The sequence below is a fragment of the Pedobacter sp. GQ55 genome, assembly GCF_059758925.1.
Genome location: NZ_JCAXEI010000016.1, coordinates 26,154 through 44,279, shown reverse-complemented (window position 1 = coordinate 44,279; position 18,126 = coordinate 26,154). Strand labels below are relative to the sequence as shown.

The window sequence follows — 18,126 nt, the reverse complement described above, 5'->3', positions numbered from 1 at the left end:
TTTTATCTCATTTTGTTAGGGCTGGCTATGGGCTGGCCTTAACTGAAATGCTATGATTTTTATGATAATTTTGTAGAATATATCGATAATTTTTTATCTTTATGTCATGATGATTTGCTCATTAAATTAAATATTTTTGCCTTCTCTGAACTAACATCTAACTCTTATGGTAAACGTAGAACTAGAAAATGATTTAATTGAGTTTAAAGCCCGTCTGGAATTTAGACAAGATGAAATTTTAAGATTAGTTCATGAAATCAACTTGCTTCATATTAGTGAGGCAGTAATTGCGCTGGCGACAGCAGATTTACTTCATGAGTCGGTAGCAGAATTAGAACAGATTTTTGAAAAGCATAAATGAAATTGAAGCTGGCAAGTGCTACTAAGAACCAATTTGAATCTAAATTGTTATTTATACAAGTTTGTTTATTAACTAAATAAAAAGTTTAAAAGCATGGGGTTAATGGGATATTACCTGATAGCAGGAATTATGTTTGTTGTAGGTCTTATTGTCAGCAACAGACTTAAAAGCAAATTTAAAGAATATAGTGAGATTGGACTTGCCAATGGCATGAGTGGTAGAGAGATCGCCGAAAAAATGCTTTCTGATAATGGTATTCATGATGTTCGGGTGATCTCCACACCTGGACATTTAAGCGACCATTATAATCCTGAGGATAAGACGGTAAACCTGAGTCCTGATGTTTTTGAGGGCAGAAGCATATCGGCTGCGGCTGTGGCGGCCCACGAATGTGGTCATGCGGTTCAACATGCTACAGCATATAGTATGCTTACATTTAGAAGTACTATTGTTCCTCTTGTTAATATCAGTACTCAACTTTCTCAATGGGTAATACTTGCAGGCCTGGGCTTTTTAATAGGCCGCGCTAACCCTACGATCTTATTGGTGGGAATTATCTTGTTTGCGATCACCACCGTTTTCACAATTATTACACTTCCAGTTGAATATGACGCGAGTAGCCGTGCATTAAAATGGCTTGAAAATAATCATATTACTACGCCTTATGAGCATGATAAAGCAGCTGATGCACTAAAATGGGCTGCAAGGACATACGTTGTGGCTGCAATAAGTTCAATAGCTACCTTACTGTATTATATTTTACTTTTTGTAAACAGTAGAGATAGGAACTAACAAAATAACCTATATTGAATCTAAAATTATACATCAATGAAAAGATTCCTTGTACTTTGTTCTTTCTCTATTTTTTTGTTGTCTTGTTCCAGCGTTAAGCAACAGAAATCAGACGGCTGGATTAGTTTATTTGATGGCAAAACTTTTAACGGTTGGAAAAAAAATCAAAATCCTGAAACGTTTAGCATAGAGAATGGTGCCATAAAGGTGGCAGGGCCTGTTTCTCATTTATTTTATGATGGTTCAATAAGTAATCATAATTTTAAAAACTTTGAATTTAAAGCACAGGTAATGACTAAGCCTGGTGCAAATTCAGGAATTTATTTCCATACAGTTTTCCAGCAGGAGGGGTTCCCGGGTAAAGGCCACGAAGTTCAGGTAAACAACTCGCATAGTGATTGGCGAAGAACAGGAAGCTTATATGCAGTTCAGGATGTGAAAGAAACTTATGTAAAAGACAATGAATGGTATGAAGAATATATCATGGTTAAAGATAAAAACGTTATCATAAAAATAAACGGAAAAACAGTTGTTGAATATACTGAGCCTGATAATGTTGCAGAGGAAAATGTTGGAGGTAAAGCTATTTCTGAAGGTACCTTTGCCTTACAAGGACATGATCCGGGTAGTGTCATCTATTATAAAGATATTAAGGTTAGGCCGTTGCCCAACTAATTAAATAAAAACTATGAATAATTTGAAGATTGGCTGGGCTGGGCTTGGCAATATGGGCAGCGCTATGGCTGCAAACTTGCTGAGCGCAGGATACGAAGTACAAGTTTACAACAGGAACAAGGATAAAGAAAAGGAATTGACAGATGCAGGGGCGCAATCGGCTAAAGATCTTCGTGAACTGATTGATTCTTGTGATGTTGTTTTTACCATGTTATCTGATGATCATGCGGTAAAGGAAGTTTATAATGAAACCAATGGTCTGCTATCTGGAGAAAACTCAGGTAAATTGTTGATTGATATGAGTACTGTTGCTCCAGAAACATCAAAATATTTATCTGCCCTTTCTGAAAAGCACAAGATGAATTTTATTGAGGCTCCGGTTTCTGGAAGTGTAAAGCCAGCCCACGACGGAACATTGATTATTCTGGTTGGCGGTAGTGCTGAGAACTATGATAAGGCAAAACCCCTTTTTGATGTATTGGGAAAACTTTCTTTATACTTAGGTCCGGCGGGAGCAGGCAGTTCGGCAAAGCTGGCAATCAATTACCTGCTTGGTATCAATATACAAGCGCTTGCTGAGACGGTTCTTTTTGCCGAACAAAATGGAATAAGCAAAGAAAATATGTTAACCATTATAAATGAAGGAGCATGCGGAAATGGAATTATCAAAATTAAAACACCATCGGTTTTAAATAACAGTTATCCAGCGGCCTTTGCGCTTAAATATATTGTTAAAGATTTAAAGTTGGCAAAAGAAGCTGGTCTTTCTTCACCATTATCCGTACCACTGTTGAATACCTTTAGTGCAGCAATGAATGAAGGAGGTCTTGGCGATCAGGATCTTATGGCCGTAATTAAATATCTGGAAAAGGCTTAGCGTGTAATGCTATGTAGGAACGTTACACTGCTTTCAAGTGCAAGTTTACCTGCACTTTTATCCAGGTTAAATTGATATTCGTGCGGCAATTTAGGACTATAATCAGGTTTAAAGAACAGAGTGTCAACCTTTACGTTTAAGCTTTTAAGTTTCCTGGCCATAACCAGTGATTGAGGAAGCAAAGGATCATCATTCCCGGCTGAAATGAAAGAAGCTGGGAACTTGCTTGTAACATAATCTATAACTGAGGCGGTTCTGAATTTTTCAGAAGCCAGAAAATCCTTTTCACCACTGTAAGACCAGAGTACTGTTTTAATAAACGTCCCGAAAGTTCCATTCTGGTTAATGCTTTGCGCATCATATGGGCCGCAATATAAAAGTAATCCAGAGAGCTGGTTTTTACCAATAGAGGGGGCTATATTCATTAAGTGGGCATACCCAGGGTCTGTAATTATATTAGCCAATTGGGCAACAATATGTGCGCCACCAGAGTCGCCTGCCAGTATAAAATTTGTTGTGTCTATGTGTAGTTTTCTTGCATTAGTCAATAAATAGGCCAGCGAGGCATTACTTTGTATAACTGGTGTTGGATATTTTTTTTCGGGAGCTATTGAATAATCAATAGAAACAGCAACAAACCCTTTTGAAGCTAGTATTTTGCAATAATTGCTTATGTGTGCTTTGTTACCCGAAATCCAACCACCCCCATGAACCCATACAATTACAGGCAAAGTTTTCTGATTGGCAGATGGGTAATAAACATCAAGCTTAGCATCTTTATCAGCAACCTTATATTGCAGGTCAATTAGTGAGGTTATTCCTGATGGTACATGTTTGCTTAATGCTTCGTTTACCCTAACAGCTTCTTTATTAAAGACATACCTGATTAACAATGCAGAAGGCCATGGCGTAAATTTAAATGCTAAAAAGGCGCAAATTGTAACAGCTACTAAACCTAGACCAATCCTTATCAGTATTTTCTTCATATTAGGGTATTCTTGATTATAAATATAAAACTTTCACTGACAGAATCAATTCATTTAATGATCCAAGACCCTTAATTTTATTGTTATCTTTAGCACATCGCTATTACATTACTGAATGACAGAAAAAGAAGGATACAACTCGGAAAATTTTGACTTCTCTACGCTGAAGCCGATTTTAAATGCCAAGCAAAGTGTTAAGCTTCCTGTATCTGAAACAAAGGGCAATACTAAAATGATATTGATATTTAGTCAGCATCGTTTTTACAGACATTTGGTAGTAGAACTTGCAGAAGCTGAAATCACTTTAAACGGCAAACCTAAAAACCCACTTACTTTTATTGACCCGACTGACATGATCTGGAAAACAGAAATTCAGGAGGAACTGAAGTTTTATACCGGCATTTCAAAGTTCAGAAACAACTATGATGCAGGTAAATCAGAATCTGATCTGGAAGGGCTTAAAGCATTGGCTAAAAACCCACTGGGATTGGATGTCTACCTTCATGACGATAAAGTTTCAACGAATATTACCGCATCATCTATTATACCGGGGCAGCTAAAGGTTTTAAAGGTTGATCTTACTTTAACTGTAGATGAAAAAGGGGATTTTTTTGAGGTTTCTGCCAAGCTAATGCTGGAAAATAAGCCTTTCTCTTTGGATATGCTTAAAGTAAAGTATCATTATTTTATTCAATTAAGCAATACACTTTACCTGATAAACAATCCTTACTTCCTGAGCGTGCTGACATTTTTCAAACAGCATAATGATATTATAGTAGTGCACAGATCAGAATTTGAACTGTTTCAGGAAAACATACTTTCTAAATTAGAGGATAAGGTTAAGATCAGTTATTCTTATTTAAAAACAGCCACCAAAAAACAAATAGAAGAAAAGGGATTTGATCTTGATAATGAACAGATCATCTACTTATCTGAATCAGAGGATTTTGTACTGGTTACACCTGTTGTCAGATATGGCAGTCTGGAAATTCCGATACTTTCTAAAAAGCAAATTAGAGCTAAAGACAAAAGAGGAAACATATTTACATTAAATAGAGATGAGGATACAGAGTTCCAGTTTATATCCAATATTTCAAGAGAGCACCCGTTCTTTTATGAACAGGTACAGGAATTGCCCGAGCAAGCGCATGCAGATTGCTTTTACCTTCATAAAAAGAGATTTATAGAAGACAACTGGTTCCTGAATGCTTTTGAGGCATGGCGAAATAAAGGGATAACAATTCTTGGTTTTAATGAATTAAAGAACAATAACTTAAACCCATATAAAGCTGATATTTCCATTAACGTGATCAGTGGCATAGATTGGTTCGAAACATCTGTAAAAGTTAAATTTGATAAGCAGGCGGTCTCATTAAAACACCTGCATCGTTCAATCCGTAACAAAAGTAAATTTGTTCAATTGGATGATGGGACGCTAGGGATATTGCCTGACGAATGGATTGAAAAGTTTACGGGCTATTTTAGTGCAGGAGAGTTAGTGGAAGAAACTATTCGTACCTCAAAAATTAATTATGCTTCGGTTGACGAATTGTATGAACTGGAGCAACTAGATGAAATAGTTAAAGATGAAATGAAACTTTATCGCTCTAAATTGTCTGATTTTGAATCTATTAAAGAAGTAGAAGTTCCTTCAGGACTTAATGCCACGCTCCGTGGATATCAGAGAGAAGGTTTAAACTGGTTGAATTTTTTAGATGGTTTTAATTTTGGAGCTTGTTTGGCAGATGATATGGGATTGGGTAAAACCATCCAGATACTCGCATTCATACTTTCACAGCGGGAGAAAGGCCATCACAATACCAATTTAGTGGTGGTTCCGGCCTCACTTATTTTTAACTGGCAACAGGAAGTAGAGAAGTTTGCTCCATCCATTATAATACGGACTGTATACGGTACAGATCGAGCCAAAGTAGTTCATGATTTCGATAATTATGAGATCATTTTAACTTCGTACGGAACGCTATTGGCTGATATCAGGTTCCTTAAAGAATACAGGTTTAACTATATTTTTCTTGATGAATCACAAACAATTAAGAATCCCGAATCGCAACGTTATAAAGCCGTTCGCTTATTGAGATCGAGAAATAAAGTTGTGCTTACCGGAACGCCGATAGAAAACAATACATTCGATTTATATGGGCAGTTGTCCTTTGCTTGCCCTGGTTTGCTTGGAACCAAACAGCAGTTTAAGCGGCTTTATTCTGTACCGATAGATCAATTTAAAAATACCAGAAGCGCTTTGGAACTACAAAAAAAGATCAATCCATTTATACTTAGGCGCACAAAGGAGCAGGTAGCCAAGGAACTGCCTGATAAAACCGAGATGGTGATATATTGTGAAATGGGAGCAGAGCAGCGTGATATTTACGAAGCCAATAAGGAAGAAATTCGTGATTATCTGATAGGTAAATCTGAAGATGAACTTGCCAAGAGCAGTATGCATGTTTTACAGGGAATTACCAAATTAAGGCAGATTTGTAATTCACCGGCAATTCTAAAAGAAGGTAAACATGAAAATACATCCTCTAAACTGGATGTATTAATTGAACAGATAGAAAATAAGTCTCCTCATCATAAGATTCTTGTGTTTTCTCAGTTTGTAACTATGCTTGATCTGGTAAAGCAAGAGCTTGTCGATAAAAGTATTGGTTTTGAATATTTAACAGGCCAAACCAGAAACAGATCTGCCGTGGTCGGATCTTTTCAGGATAACCCAAATATTCGTGTTTTTCTAATTAGTTTAAAGGCAGGAGGAACGGGTTTGAACTTAACTCAGGCCGATTATGTTTATCTGATCGATCCTTGGTGGAACCCGGCGGTCGAAAATCAGGCGATTGACAGAAGCTATCGCATCGGACAACAAAAAAATGTTGTGGCGGTAAGGTTAATTTGCCCTGATACAATTGAAGAGAAGATTATGAAGATGCAGGATAGCAAGAAAGATCTGGCTACAGATTTGATAAAAACAGAAGAGTCAATATTTAAGACGCTGACAAAAAAAGATTTATTGGGATTATTAGGTTAATAGATATATGTTAAAAAATAAATACATCAGAAATGGAATACTTATGTTCTCTGGAATTTTGCTTTCACTATCGTTTTATGCGTTCATAGTAGCAAAAAGGGATATTATTCCATTTAATTTGGAGCGTTTGGCCCGTGTAACCGGCAAATCCATTTCGGGAGAAACCTTACCAAATCCAAATAAAACAAATGAGCTTTACGATGTAGGAGGTACAGATTTAGGTATAGCCTGGAAAATGGGGAATGGAAAAGTAGGTTTCTTTTTTGGTGATACTTATGGTAACGATTTTATAGTGGTAAATGAAGGTGGTCCAGGCAAAGCTGGCAACTGGCGGTCCAACGTATTGGGATTATCGACTGATAAAAATCTAGGAGACGGGCTTACTTTTGGTAGTATGGTAGCCCATCAGATTGTTCCAAGTCCACACATTACAGATGGTACAGGCAGTCATACAACCATTCCAACTGCGGCGATACATGCCGCCGGTGCAGATTATGTTCATTATATGGATGTAAGAAAATGGGGTAGCATTGGAAGCTGGACTACAAACTATTCTGGCTTGCACAAATCTACTAACAATGGCCGGGATTGGTTGAAATGCAAGGAGATACGCTTTGGAGCTTTAAGTAATTTTGCACAGGTTACCTATGCTAAAAAAGACGGTTTTGTGTATATGGTAGGTACTGTTCCGGGTCGCTGGGGATCAGCTCACCTTGCCCGTTTTAAGGAAAGCGATATTTTAAAGCAGGCCGCTTACGAATACTGGAGCAACACAAAAGGCTGGGTTAAAAATGATGAGAATAGTGCTGATGTGATAATTGATGCACCTTTAGGCGAACTTTCGCTGGCATATAATAAAAAGTTTAAGCGATGGATCATCACCTATTTAAATGAAAAGAAAGCCGAAATTGTATTGAGAGATGCTGAAAACATTACAGGCCCCTGGAGCTCCGAGAAAACATTAGTAAAAGCAACAGAATATCCGGGATTGTATGGCGCATTTATGCACCCTGCAAATGAGAATAGTGATGATTTTTATTTTCTGATGTCTATGTGGAAACCTTATAATGTTTTTCTGATGAAGGCTAAACTAAAATTTGCAGATTAGATATACTTACACCATATTTATACAATTAATAAAGTACCTACTAACTACTGAAAAATGCAATACCGGGAATTATTAGATCTGCTTAGAGCGCATGTTGCAAGCTTGTTTCAGTCTCACGAAGACGAACGTTTTATTTATCATAATTTACATCACACGGAGCAGGTTGTTGAAAACGTAGTTAGAATTGCTAACCATTACCAACTATCCGACCAGGATTTCTTTATTGTTGTTGCCGCAAGCTGGTTTCATGATATGGGATATTTTCTTGATTGCACTCAGCATGAAATCAAAGGAGCGGGGTTAGCCAACGATTTTTTGTCTGATAAAGATGTTTCTCCGGAAATAATTGATCAGGTGAAGGGTTGTATTATGGCTACCAAAATGCCTCAAAATCCGGAAGGACTATTGCAGCAGATTGTTTGTGATGCAGATCTTTTTCATCTGGGAAGCGATAGGTTTAAAGAACGCAATAGGTTAATGCGTAAAGAAGCCGAAGCGTTTGATAAGCATAAAATTGATAAGACTACCTGGCGAATTAAAACGATAGCGTTATTTAAAGCACATCATTACCATACGGAATTCTGCCAGCAACTGCTAAATGCTAAAAAGGCAGAAAATCTTGCAGAACTGGAAAATAAACTTATAAAAGAACAAAACGTGGATATAACGGGAGTTTCTATAATGGAAGATTCTAAAGAAAAAGAAACAAAAGGAGATAAAAAGAATAAAAGTGATAAACCAGGGCGAGGTATTGAAACTATGTTCAGAATCACCTCCACAAACCATCAGCGCTTAAGCGATATGGCCGATAATAAGGCTCATATAATGATATCTACCAATTCAATTATCCTTTCAGTTATTTTAAGTGTACTGTTGCGTAAACTTGAGGATAACCCTCATTTGATTATTCCAACATTACTTTTGCTGATCATTTGCGTGGTTACTATGGTGTTTTCTATACTTGCCACCAGACCCTCAATTCCTACTGGTGTATTCACACCAGACGACATTAAGGAAAAACGGGTGAACCTGCTGTTCTTCGGTAATTTCTACCGGATGAGTTTGCCGGATTATGAAAGTGGGATGATTAAAATGATGGACGATCGTGATTTTTTATATGGTAGTCTGATAAAAGACGTATACGCCCAGGGTGTAGTTTTAGGTCGTAAATACAGGTTGTTAAGAATTGCCTACAATGTTTTTATGTTTGGTATTGTTGCAGCCGTATTGGCCTTTATTATTGCGTCTGCTCTGGTAACAATGTAATAACTTTATGGGAGAAGCGGTGTTTTATAACAGAGATCTAAGCTGGCTTGGGTTTAATGAAAGGGTGCTTCTGGAAGCAGCAAAGGATACCGTTCCAATTTTAGAAAGAATTAAGTTCCTCTCTATTTATTCTTCTAATCTGGATGAATTTTATCGGGTAAGGATGCCGGTGTTGATGGCTGTTGATGAGTACCGGCAGAATATCGATGGTCAGGGAAACTATGCGCTTGCCAAAACAGAAATTAACAGACAGCAAAGGAAATTTGGAGCAATCGTTGCAGACCAAATACTTCCGCAACTGACCAGTCACGATATACATTGGATTTATAATACACCTATCCCTGCACAAATAGCAGATCAAATTGTAAACCTATTCTTTAACGAAGTACTGGCCTACATTTATTCAATTTGTATTGATAAGGACCTTACTGATTTTTTTGCTGAAAATAATAAACTTTATCAGTTGGTTATTCTGAAAGATGCACTTGGTGCTGAACGATTGGAGCTGATCAATGTTCCATCGGAGAGTTTACAACGCCTGTATGCTTTAGAAAATGATGGACATAAATACGTTGTTTTTTTGGAAGACATCATTAAGCATAATTTGTCATACCTCTTCCCAAATGATACCATAGAGGGAGTATACAATCTTAAAATTACCCGTGATGCAGAACTAAAGATTGGTCATGCCACAGAAGAAGATATTACGACCGTCTTGGAACGTCAGCTGGAAACCCGTGATTTCGGTTTTGCAACGCGCTTTCTAATTGAACCAGGAATTCCTTTAAGGAGCTTATATCGCTTAATATATGCGTTAAAGCTAGGTAATGCATCTGTTGTTGAAGGGGGAGGATACCATAATCTAAAAGATCTGAATAGTTTTCCATTGAATGGGGCAGAGTTCAGCTATCCAAAATGGCCTTCAATATCTGCTGTACTTATCCCGGAAAAGGATTCATTGTTTAATCTGATTTTAAAAGGAGATATACTTGTAAATGTCCCTTATCAGAGTTACGACCCAATACTCAGATTTTTTAATGAGGCCGCAAATGATGTATTTGTTCAGGAAATATACACCACACTTTACCGGGTTGCAAACAATTCCAGAATTGTAAGTGCCTTAATGACCGCGGCTAAAAATGGCAAAAAGGTAGTCGCACTTGTTGAGCTAAAAGCAAGATTTGATGAAGCCAATAACATCAAATGGGCTAAGCAAATGAAAGCTGCAGGAGTAAAAATTGTTTACAGTAGTATTGATTTAAAAGTGCATGCAAAAGTTGCTCTTGTAAAGCGGGTTATAAGTGGTAAAGAAGAGTTTGTAGGTCTGCTGGCTACCGGGAATTTAAATGAATCAACCGCAAGGTTTTATACAGATCAAATTCTGCTTACTTCCCATCAGCCTATGCTTAAAGAGCTAGAATCCCTGTTCGGTTTTTTGAGTAAAAATAAAAAGGCACCTGGACCAGAAGATCAGATAGATTTTAAGCATTTGCTGGTGGCCCAATTTAATTTACAGCAAAAATTCCTTAACCTTATACAAAAAGAAATAGAAAATGCGAAAGCGGGATTGGCCAATGGAATTACTATAAAATTAAATAATCTTGAAGAGCAGGTACTGATCTCTAAACTTTATGAAGCATCGCAAGCAGGTGTAAAAGTGCAGCTTATTGTAAGAGGAATCTGTTGTTTAATGCCAGGACAAGCCGGATTAAGTGAAAACATTACGGTAACCCGAATTGTAGACCGCTACCTTGAACATGGTCGAATATTCATTTTTGAGAATAATGGGAATAAGGATATTTATATGGGATCTGCAGATTGGATGAACCGTAATATTTATAGCAGAATTGAAGTATGTTTCCCAATATATGATGCTAAATTGCAGGAAATTATAATGAAAATAGTTAACTTACAGTTACACGATAACGCTCAGGAATCCATTTATACATTCCTGAAAGGTACTGATACAATATAAATCCGAATTATTTATGAAACGAATCTACTCTAAGTGTTTATGTATTGTTATTTTGTTAGCTCTTTTTGGAGCCTATGCATGCAAAAGTCCATTGGGAAAATATACAAGTCCAAAGGGTTATGATTTAACTAAACCGGATAAGTTCAATATGCCATCGAGTTTGCTTGAAGTATCAGGTATTGCGTTTCACGACAGTAATAGCGATACTATCTATAGCATTCAGGATGAAGAAGGTAAATTGTTCAGACAAAAATGGGATGTTAAGGAGCAAAAGAACATGAAATTTGGCTCCAGAGGGGATTATGAAGATGTCAGCATATTTCATGACAGGGTCTTTGTCCTTAAAAGCAGTGGTGCCCTTTATTCTTTTCCTTTCTCTGAGGCAATCAAAGAAAATTCTGATCTTGTAAAAGAAACTAAACACCTGGTGCCAAAAGCAGAGTACGAAAGTTTGTACGCAGATGCTGCTACCAGCAAGTTGTATCTTTTATGTAAAAACTGTCCGGATGATAAAAAGGCTAAAACGGCAACGGGGTACATACTGGATTATCAACCAGCTCAGGATACATTAGTTGCTTCAGGTAGTTTTAAGATTGATTTAAAACAACTTAAGTCTGTTTATCCTAAATTCAAAAACGACTTGCGGGCTTCGGCAATGGCTAAAAACCCTAAAACAAATGAATGGTATATTATTTCATCGGTAAGTAAACTATTGGTTATTACTGATGATACATGGAATGTAAAAGAAGCCCATCGTTTAAGTTCATCGATATTTAACCAGCCCGAAGGAATTGCATTTGATAAAGATTTAAATCTGTATATCTCTAACGAAGGAGATGAATTAACAGACGGCAACATTATAAAATTCAAGTATACTCCTTAGAGATAAACAGAATCAGATTAAATAATTACCTTGGTTTTACCTATTATGCAAATACAGGTGCTACCTTTGACAAGTTATTTTTATTTATATTAAAGAATTTATTTCAGCGCTTTAATGTTGTTATTAAGGTTCTGTAACGAATAGATCAATGCAATCAATAACGTTAAATCTAAATCAAACAATAAAGGAGCCAGGAAAACATCCGATAGGTGCGGATATTAAATTGTCCTTAAATCCGTTTATTGAATATATTCAAAAAAGAGCAAACAAGGAAAAAACAGCCAAGATTAACTTTTACAGATATATCCTTGAGCAATTTAATCATTACCCGGAGCTCAGGAGTCCAATACCTCCAGAGAACGCTAGCAATTATGCTACGCTTTTTGAATTAATTTATACCTCATTATCGCCTATTATTAATGATGAAAGTCAACAGTTCTGGGCAATAGGTACACCTATTTCTCCATGTTTTCATTATGGTACTGATGCATTTTATAGTGTATTCATGGAACCATCTATGTGCAGTTTAAAGTCAGACCTGAGTTTGCCATCCAAAAAGGAAATGGATAAAAATCTTCTGGCTACCTTTTATAATCTTATTCTGGAGAAATTTTACAACTTCTCTTTAAACAATAACAAATTCACCATTAAGTCTATTATAGATCCTGAAACTCATTTACTGAAGTATTATCGCTTAAATGTGGACACCAGGTTTTTGGATATCAGGGCAAAAACAAAACTGCCTGAATATAATTTAAAAGATGTTAAGGATTATATTAAAGATGAGCGGAACTCATTAAAGATATTAACAAAACTAATACCACCCGATATCTTTAGTATTGAGGGGATATCCATTGTAACCTTAACTGATGTTACAGATGAGTATGCTTTAGAGACAGTTAAAAATCTCGTTATTGAACATAATGAATCTCAAAACGGACAACATAGCAGGGATATAGCTACTGCGCTGAAAACCCTTGTAGGATCTGATGAAGTAAACTTTGGGATGCTGCCTTATCTTAAATTAAACAAAAAACTGCTGATCAATGATCAATCTGGTTTTCAAAGTAAGATAGTTCAATTGGCTAAAGAAAAGGGTATGGATGACACTGAATATTCCAGCCTCATCGAAGACTATCTTGACCATCCGCGAACATTAATTTTTCCGGATATAGCAGACGAAGAGCCGGAAGTTTACCCTATGCTTAGTCTTTTAGATGAGGTAGGCATTAAATCGTATGCCTTGTTTCCGCTGTTTTATAATGGAAAACTTGTGGGAGCTCTTGAGTTATATACAAAAGATTCTACCAAATTTAACGGAAACACCCTCACAAAAATAGAGGCAGCGTTTCCTTTACTGGCACAGCTTTTCCATAACATAATTATAGATTTTAATAATGAGATTCAGGATGTAATTACAGATAAGTTTACTGCTTTGCAGCCCTCTGTTCAGTGGCGTTTTCATGAGGCAGCCCTTAATTACATACAATCAGGTGCAAGAGACAGAAATTTGCCTATTGAACCTATTTTCTTTAGAAATGTATATCCTTTTTATGGAGCTGTGGATATCAGAAACTCAAGTATACAGCGTAACGCAGCAATTAGGAGGGATCTGTACGTTCATTTCGAGATTCTTGAAGAAACACTTAATGCTGTGAGGAGTACTGTTTCGGCTTGTAAGGAAAACGATATACCCCATGAAACAGCAATTTGGAAATATAAAGATCTTGATGAGCTTTCAGATCGTGAGATCCTAAAAACGGAAGATTATTTGCAAAGACAGATACCGACCTCATTAAATCATCTGCGAGATACCCACCCAGAAATAAAAAGCATAATAGATAGATATTTCATGCTTACAAGTGTTAACGGAAAGGTTTTTGAAAACAGGGAACGCTACGAAAAAAGTATGCAAATGATAAATGTTGCGGTAACACGCCACCTTGATGAATTTAATACAGAAATTCAGAATATTTATCCGAGCTATTTTGAGAAGTTTAGAACAGATGGCGTCGAATTTGATATTTATCTGGGCCAATCTATTGCCCCTAAAATTCCCATGTCTGAAAATTTACTTGGTACATTCCGATTGAAACAGTTGAGGGTACTAGCCGAAATTGCTCAAACAACCAGTAATTTAGGTCCATATTTTTCTTTACCTCTTGAAACCACACAGCTTATTTTCGTTTACGATAAGCCTATTGATGTGAGTTTTAGGATTGATGAACAAAGGTTTGATGTAGAGGGCAGCTATAATATTCGTTATCAGATGGTAAAAAAACGAATTGATAAAGCCCATATCAAAGATACATCTGAGCGGTTAACACAGCCTGGTAAAATATCAATTGTGTATTTTAACAGTTCAGAGGCCAGGGAATACCTCGGGTATATTAAAAAGCTACAAAATGTTGGTTTACTGAATAATGATCTTGAATATTTAGAAATAGAAGAATTACAAGGTGTAGAGGGATTAAAGGCGCTGAGGATAGGAGTAACCTTAAAAAGAATAATTAACTAATATGCGCCCCCTAAAGAAGCTCTTAAGTGCTGTGTTTATGATCTTGTCTATCCCTGCGATAGGGCAGACACAGAAACCGGCAGATTCAATTACAGTTGCTATAGCACCCGAGTATAATAGCGTAAGTGGCTTTCACCGGTTTTGGTTGGGCGAAAGTTATCGCAAAATATGGGCAACCCCTGTAAAAGTTCGCATTATAGATCTTCAGAAAGAAAAAGGAGGACTAAAGATCGTTAAACTTGGAGGGGGGATGCAAACCCGCTCATTACGGTTAGTAGATCCAACTGGCAGAGAGTATGCTTTAAGAACAATACAAAAGTATCCGGAACAGGGTTTGCCTGAAAGTTTAAGGCCAACTATAGCCAAAGACATTGCTCAGGACCAGGTTTCAACTAATCATCCCTTTGCAGCTTTAATTGTTCCTCCTTTGGCAGAAGCGCTTGAGCTTGCCCACTCTAAACCAGAGATCGTATATGTAGCAGATGACCCGGGACTTGGAGAGTATAGAGAAAAATTTGCAAACGCGGCCTATTTACTAGAGCCAAGATCGCCTTTTGAAGAAGAAACAGATAACACAGCTAAAGTACAGCGTAAAATACAGCAAGACAATGACCATACATCAGACCAGAAGCTAACACTTAGGGCCAGGTTACTGGATTTTGTTTTAGGAGATTGGGACAGGCATGAAGATAACTGGCGCTGGCTGGCTCAGAAAGAAAAGGGAGAAACTACTTATATTCCTGTTCCCAGAGATAGAGATAAGGTGTTCTATAAAACTTCGGGAGTATTTCCATGGGTTCTTAACCATCAATGGCTCAAATCTCACTTGCAGCCTTACAGTGACAATATTAGAGATGTAAATCATTGGAACTTTAATGAGCGGTACTTTGACAGGTATTTTTTAAATGAGCTTAGCGAACAAGACTGGAAGGATGCCGTTAAGTTTGTTCAGGGAAAACTAACTACTGAACTTATCAATACTTCTTTCAGGCAAATGCCAGATACAATATTCAAGCTTAGTGGTAATCAGTTGATTGGTCACTTTATATCAAGAAGAGATAAATTGGATACACTTGCTTTACAGTACTATAAATTTTTATCCATAAATGTTGATATACCTACCTCTGATAAAAAAGAGTTTTTTGATGTTAATTATGCCGATAACGGAAATGTAGAAGTTACGGTATATAATATCAATAAGGAGGGCAAGAATGGAAGATTGGTATATAAAAGAACATTTGACCCTAAGGTAACCAAAGAGATTAGGTTGTTTGGAATGGCAGGTGAAGATGTGTTTTCCGTAAGGGGAAAAGAAAACACTAAGATAAAAGTTAGGATGATTGGAGGGACCGATGCCGACAAGTTCCAGATCGCTCAAGCTGTTTCAAATAAGCCATTCGTTTATGATCGTACTGATGAATCAAATGAATTGCCAGATAAAGCAATGGCAAAGATGCGCCTTGCAAATGATACCCTGGTAAACAAATTTGATAAGAATGCGTTCTTATATGATAGATCCGGACCGCTTTTTAATTTTAATTATAACATTGATCAGGGCGTACAAATTGGTTTGGGTTACATCATAGAAAAACAAGGCTTTAGAAAAGAACCCTATGCTTCAAAACATGAGTTCTGGGCCAATTACTCTACTGGTAGGAAATCGTTTATTCTGGACTATCTTGGTGATTTTAAAAAGGCCGTAGGTAATAATGATCTTGTGGTACATGCAAATTTGCTGGGGCCTAACAACTTAAGTAACTTCTTTGGCATCGGAAATAATTCACAATATCTCGATTTAGATAACGATAATGAGGAATCGGATAAAGAAGATGGAATTTCTTATTACAGAAATCGTTACGACTATTTAAATGTAGATGTAAGGCTCAGTAGAAAACTCACCAGGTATTTAAAAATTGAAGGCGGAGTATTGGGATCATTTTATACAAGTACAGAATCCGGGAATGAGGAACGTTTCTTTAATGATTATAATGCCGCCCATCCGGAAGAAGAGATATTTTCAGATAAGTACTACGCCGGTTTTGTAGCGGGGTGGACTTACGACAGCCGTGATAATATTGCAAACCCTAAAAAAGGGTTGTACTGGAAAACATCTTTAACCGCTCAGCAACGGGTTGATAAAACCAACGATCGCTATGGATCTGTAACCACAGAATTTCGGTTCTACATTAATCCTGGGAAATCAGGTTTAGTATTTGCAAATAGGATAGGGGCAGGAACTGTTGTGGGTGATCCGGCTTTCTTTCAGCACATGCAAATAGGCGGCGTTAATAGTTTAAGAGGCTTTAACAGCAAAAGATTTACCGGGACTACTATGGCTTACCATAACCTTGATATGAGGTTAAAACTCTTTAATTTCACTTCCTACCTGGTTCCCGGAACCGTTGGGATGATTGGTTTTAACGATGTAGGTAGGGTATGGGAAAAGGGAGAGTCATCTGCAAGATGGCACCATGGCTATGGAGGCGGCTTGTATGTACTCCCTGGCGAAGTACTTTTGATACAGGCAACACTAGGGTTCTCCAGAGAAGCAACAATGCCTTATTTCTCAATAGGATTTAACTTTTAAAATAAAAAAGGCCATTTATGGCCTTTTTTATTTTACTCTGCTTCGTGATCAATCAGGATCTTTATTTCATGATCTGAAACGGTAATTAAGCGGTCTTTATATAATCCACCAATTACCTTCTTAAATGCATTTTTACTGATTTTAAATCGTGCATATATTTCTTCTGGGGTGCTTTTGTCGCCTAATGCAATTACGCCGCCACTTTCTTTTAATTCTTCCAGCACACTGTCCTTAGTGTCAAGAATATGGCCATAGCCCATTGGTTGCAGACTTAAGTCAATCTTGCCTTCAACACGGATCTTTTTAATCCAGCCTTTTCTTAGTTCACCAGGATTAAGTACATCAAACAATTCGTTCGTGTACAACAACCCGATATACTTATTGTCAACTATGGCATTATATCCAAGATCAGAACGGTCTACTATAAGTAAACTCACCTCATCACCCTCTTCTAAATCTATATCTTCCTCTTCAACAAAGTTGGTTAACCTGGAAGAGGCCACCATACGGTCATTACTCTCGTCAAGAAAAACATAAACTACATGGCGGTCTCCTTTAAACATCGGACGTTTCTGCTCTCTTTTAGGGACATATATATCCTTATCAAGACCCAAATCCATAAAAGCACCATCCTCACTGTCATCAACAACAGTTAAATAAGCAAAATCACCCACACAAGCCAATGGCTTTTTAGTTGTGCCCATTAGCCTGCCATCTTTATGAACATACACGAATAGGGTTATGTTATCGCCTATTTCAGCATTCTTTGGAACATCATTGTAAGGAAGTAATACTTCTTTATCTCCTTCGGTTAAAATAAGGCCGGCTTCTGTTTTATTTATTATTCTTAAATCGTTGTATTGTCCTATTGCTATCATGGTCACTATGTTGAATCATTTCCGATAAACCAGAGATGATTGTATTTACTTATGAACTGCAAAGGTAGCATTACTGAATGGGTAAATTGCTAAGTGAGCCCGGCTGTATGCAAAAATACTTTTCAATTTTGAGTGCAACATGATAGGTGATGTCTTCTTTTGAGTCTATAGGGA

13 protein-coding genes are annotated in these 18,126 nt (G+C 37.1%); 11 read left to right on the top strand and 2 right to left on the bottom strand.

Going from position 1 to position 18,126, the window contains the following annotated elements:
- The first annotated feature begins 166 nt into the window (after nt 1-166).
- From AC6CH7_RS25045 to AC6CH7_RS25030, 4 genes are all read left to right on the top strand, one after another.
- The gene (locus AC6CH7_RS25045) at nt 167-361 is read left to right on the top strand and encodes a hypothetical protein (protein WP_498265317.1); all 195 of its coding nucleotides are present in this window, start codon (nt 167-169) and stop codon (nt 359-361) included.
- Between the two features lie 93 nt (nt 362-454).
- The gene (locus AC6CH7_RS25040; protein WP_498265316.1) at nt 455-1,153 is read left to right on the top strand and encodes a zinc metallopeptidase; all 699 of its coding nucleotides are present in this window, start codon (nt 455-457) and stop codon (nt 1,151-1,153) included.
- Nucleotides 1,154-1,189: 36 nt separating this feature from the next.
- Nucleotides 1,190-1,828 carry a 3-keto-disaccharide hydrolase gene (locus AC6CH7_RS25035; RefSeq protein WP_498265315.1) on the top strand — a complete coding sequence of 213 codons (639 nt, stop codon included), beginning with the start codon at nt 1,190-1,192 and terminating at the stop codon, nt 1,826-1,828.
- A 13-nt stretch (nt 1,829-1,841) separates the two neighbouring features.
- Nucleotides 1,842-2,705, top strand: a complete 864-nt coding sequence (locus AC6CH7_RS25030) for an NAD(P)-dependent oxidoreductase (RefSeq protein ID WP_498265314.1) — start codon at nt 1,842-1,844, stop codon at nt 2,703-2,705.
- Here the strand turns inward: AC6CH7_RS25030 and AC6CH7_RS25025 are convergent.
- Entirely contained in the window at nt 2,702-3,691 is a 990-nt protein-coding gene (locus AC6CH7_RS25025; RefSeq protein WP_498265313.1) for an alpha/beta hydrolase, read from the bottom strand. The two genes, AC6CH7_RS25030 and AC6CH7_RS25025, sit on opposite strands and share 4 nt — an antisense overlap.
- Nucleotides 3,692-3,806: 115 nt before the next feature.
- Here AC6CH7_RS25025 and AC6CH7_RS25020 point away from each other — a divergent pair, with 115 nt between their 5' ends.
- From AC6CH7_RS25020 to AC6CH7_RS24990, 7 genes are all read left to right on the top strand, one after another.
- Nucleotides 3,807-6,737, top strand: coding sequence for a DEAD/DEAH box helicase (locus AC6CH7_RS25020; protein WP_498265312.1), 2,931 nt, complete (start codon nt 3,807-3,809; stop codon nt 6,735-6,737).
- Nucleotides 6,738-6,744: 7 nt separating this feature from the next.
- Entirely contained in the window at nt 6,745-7,845 is a 1,101-nt protein-coding gene (locus AC6CH7_RS25015) for a glycoside hydrolase family 183 protein (protein WP_498265311.1), read from the top strand.
- A gap of 54 nt (nt 7,846-7,899) precedes the next feature.
- Complete coding sequence (locus AC6CH7_RS25010) at nt 7,900-9,111, top strand: Pycsar system effector family protein (protein ID WP_498265310.1); 1,212 nt, start codon at nt 7,900-7,902, stop codon at nt 9,109-9,111.
- A gap of 7 nt (nt 9,112-9,118) precedes the next feature.
- A complete protein-coding gene (gene ppk1, locus AC6CH7_RS25005) occupies nt 9,119-11,086 on the top strand; it encodes a polyphosphate kinase 1 (protein WP_498265309.1) in 1,968 nt (655 codons plus the stop codon).
- 13 nt (nt 11,087-11,099) lie between these two features.
- Complete coding sequence (locus AC6CH7_RS25000) at nt 11,100-11,969, top strand: SdiA-regulated domain-containing protein (protein ID WP_498265308.1); 870 nt, start codon at nt 11,100-11,102, stop codon at nt 11,967-11,969.
- Nucleotides 11,970-12,117: 148 nt separating this feature from the next.
- Nucleotides 12,118-14,487 carry a GAF domain-containing protein gene (locus AC6CH7_RS24995; protein WP_498265307.1) on the top strand — a complete coding sequence of 790 codons (2,370 nt, stop codon included), beginning with the start codon at nt 12,118-12,120 and terminating at the stop codon, nt 14,485-14,487.
- 1 nt (nt 14,488) lies between these two features.
- On the top strand, nt 14,489-17,074 hold the full coding sequence (locus AC6CH7_RS24990) for a BamA/TamA family outer membrane protein (protein ID WP_498265306.1): 2,586 nt from the start codon (nt 14,489-14,491) through the stop codon (nt 17,072-17,074).
- A gap of 32 nt (nt 17,075-17,106) precedes the next feature.
- On the opposite strand, the gene AC6CH7_RS24985 is transcribed toward AC6CH7_RS24990, so the two are convergent.
- The gene (locus tag AC6CH7_RS24985; RefSeq protein WP_498265305.1) at nt 17,107-17,952 is read right to left on the bottom strand and encodes a CvfB family protein; all 846 of its coding nucleotides are present in this window, start codon (nt 17,950-17,952) and stop codon (nt 17,107-17,109) included.
- Between the last annotated feature and the right edge of the window lie 174 nt (nt 17,953-18,126).

Excerpts from the sequence above, each read along its gene's own strand:
- AC6CH7_RS25045 (WP_498265317.1), top strand. The coding sequence starts at position 167 with ATGGTAAACGTAGAACTAGAAAATGATTTAATTGAGTTTAAAGCCCGT.
- AC6CH7_RS25040 (WP_498265316.1), top strand. The coding sequence starts at position 455 with ATGGGGTTAATGGGATATTACCTGATAGCAGGAATTATGTTTGTTGTA.
- AC6CH7_RS25035 (WP_498265315.1), top strand. The coding sequence starts at position 1,190 with ATGAAAAGATTCCTTGTACTTTGTTCTTTCTCTATTTTTTTGTTGTCT.
- AC6CH7_RS25030 (WP_498265314.1), top strand. The coding sequence starts at position 1,842 with ATGAATAATTTGAAGATTGGCTGGGCTGGGCTTGGCAATATGGGCAGC.
- AC6CH7_RS25025 (WP_498265313.1), bottom strand. The coding sequence starts at position 3,691 with ATGAAGAAAATACTGATAAGGATTGGTCTAGGTTTAGTAGCTGTTACA.
- AC6CH7_RS25020 (WP_498265312.1), top strand. The coding sequence starts at position 3,807 with ATGACAGAAAAAGAAGGATACAACTCGGAAAATTTTGACTTCTCTACG.
- AC6CH7_RS25015 (WP_498265311.1), top strand. The coding sequence starts at position 6,745 with ATGTTAAAAAATAAATACATCAGAAATGGAATACTTATGTTCTCTGGA.
- AC6CH7_RS25010 (WP_498265310.1), top strand. The coding sequence starts at position 7,900 with ATGCAATACCGGGAATTATTAGATCTGCTTAGAGCGCATGTTGCAAGC.
- ppk1 (WP_498265309.1), top strand. The coding sequence starts at position 9,119 with ATGGGAGAAGCGGTGTTTTATAACAGAGATCTAAGCTGGCTTGGGTTT.
- AC6CH7_RS25000 (WP_498265308.1), top strand. The coding sequence starts at position 11,100 with ATGAAACGAATCTACTCTAAGTGTTTATGTATTGTTATTTTGTTAGCT.
- AC6CH7_RS24995 (WP_498265307.1), top strand. The coding sequence starts at position 12,118 with ATGCAATCAATAACGTTAAATCTAAATCAAACAATAAAGGAGCCAGGA.
- AC6CH7_RS24990 (WP_498265306.1), top strand. The coding sequence starts at position 14,489 with ATGCGCCCCCTAAAGAAGCTCTTAAGTGCTGTGTTTATGATCTTGTCT.
- AC6CH7_RS24985 (WP_498265305.1), bottom strand. The coding sequence starts at position 17,952 with ATGATAGCAATAGGACAATACAACGATTTAAGAATAATAAATAAAACA.